The following is a 1,875-nucleotide window of genomic DNA, read 5'->3' as shown; positions in this document are numbered from 1 at the left end:
GGCTATTCAACTTTAGAAGAACATTGGTCAGGCATGAGCACAAGGCTGAAAACTATCTCGCCTTTGTCCTGCTAGCCTGCATGAAAATCATGCTAAGGTATTTTTGAGATAGCTTCTAGTTACCAGAAAAATATATCCTTTCCTGGCGCAAGTCTTCAGCTCAGCGGGATCCATACTTTAAGTGACGAAAGTATAAATCCGTGATGATCTCACAGCGTCTTCCAGACCTGTGAGTGTCTTGTCTCAACGAAGCAAAGCCTTTGGTATAGACACTCACAGGTTTTAAAAACACTGTGAGGTCTTTTGAGCAAGCCTTCTTTACATTTATGGAAAAGACGCAACATATTGCGTCTCTACATTCCGGACAACGAACAACCATTAACGAATGAGGGCGAAGATTGCCCCCTGCCCCTTCATTATACTTCGCCAGAAGCACTTACTGTATTCTTATCTATTCTCCATATAAGGTTGCCAGTTTACGATCAGCACCTTATCCTCGGGCAGCAGCAGGTAGCCGTAGTCGTAGCAGAAATGGTAGGTATTGCCCTTGCTGGTGCGGTAGAGGTGAGTGAAGTGACGGAAGTCGAAGCCGGACATTTCCAGCAGCTGCTTGTAGGTGGTTGTCTTCCCCTGCGGGCTGGCTTGTTTCAGGAGCGTGCGGTTGCGGCGCAGGATGGAGTTGATGCTGAGCATGAGCTGCTCGCCCTCATTCTGCCGCCTGTTTGCATTATGGGCCTGCGCCCTGCACTGGTTGGAGCAGAAGCGCTTGTCCAGCCTCCCGCTCAGTTTGTTGCCGCACTGCGGGCACTGTTTTTCATCCTTCATTAGAACATCCGTTTTTTGAAACGTATAGTTGCGTTTATAAACGTACTTATGTGTTTCAAAAAACGGATGAGTTGTCTGTGGGGTTTACATTTGGGCAAAATTAACAACACACCCTATGCAGCAGACTTACCACACAACGCCCGTCCTGTACCTGAACACGCTCGAGCACGAAGGCAGGCATTTTATTCGCCTGTGGTACAAGCCAGACCACCGGATAACCAAGCTATTGAAAGACAGCAGTAACATAGCCAAGTACAGCAAGACGTATAAGTGCTTTGTGACGCACAAAACGCCGGAGGCCATTGAGCTGCTGCACAGGCACTTACAGGGCGTGGCACTGGTAGACGTCCGCTACCTCAACAGGCCCAAAAGGCTGAGGCCGTCGTTGGGCGCTGTGATAACCTCGGGCAGCCTGCAGTCAGAGCCTCTCGTAAAACTACCTGAGCTGCCGGTCATCCGCCTGCAACCGCTCGAGCATGAAGGCAAGGCGGTTATCCAGATCTCATTCCCTTACAACGAGCACATTTACAGGCTGTTTAGGGCCAGCAGCTGCTGCCGCTGGCTGGAAGAGCCTCGCTGCTTTGCCCTGGGCACTTCATCAGTAGACCTGCACCAACTGCTGGACCTCGTTCAGGGCGCGGCGCAGGTGTGGCTTTGCAACACGCTGAAGATAAATGACATGGCCATCATGCGCAGGCTTTGGGAGCAAACCTACAGAAAAAACACAGACTACATCACCTGCCCTTTGCCGTACCTGGAGAAGCTCTTCCTGCTCAACTACTCCCTGACCACGATCCGTACCTACCACTCTCTTTTGCTGCGCTTCTTTAACGGACACAGGGAGAAAGGCCTTGATACGATCAACAGTTTCGACACGGCAGAGATAAATGCCTACCACCGGCAGATGGTGCAGGCCGGAACCTACTCCTACTCCTTTGTAAACCAGAGCATAAATGCGGTTAAGTTCTACTTCCACCGAATACTGGGCAGGCACACCCTGGACCTGAGCCAGGTGGAGCGGCCCGAGAAGGCTGACAGGCTGCCCACCGT

At 51.3% G+C, this 1,875-nt stretch carries 2 protein-coding genes; one reads left to right on the top strand and one right to left on the bottom strand.

The features are described from left to right. Positions 1-447: 447 nt before the first annotated feature. On the bottom strand, positions 448-825 hold the full coding sequence (locus K0O23_RS20045) for a DUF2116 family Zn-ribbon domain-containing protein (RefSeq protein ID WP_219879240.1): 378 nt from the start codon (positions 823-825) through the stop codon (positions 448-450). 115 nt (positions 826-940) lie between these two features. Here K0O23_RS20045 and K0O23_RS20040 point away from each other — a divergent pair. Continuing rightward, on the top strand, positions 941-1,875 hold a 935-nt coding region (locus tag K0O23_RS20040; RefSeq protein WP_219879239.1), incomplete at its 3' end, for a phage integrase N-terminal SAM-like domain-containing protein.

Source organism: Pontibacter aydingkolensis, from assembly GCF_019443125.1.
Taxonomy (GTDB): Bacteria; Bacteroidota; Bacteroidia; order Cytophagales; family Hymenobacteraceae; genus Pontibacter; species Pontibacter aydingkolensis.
This window is presented reverse-complemented; position numbering and strand designations above follow the sequence as displayed.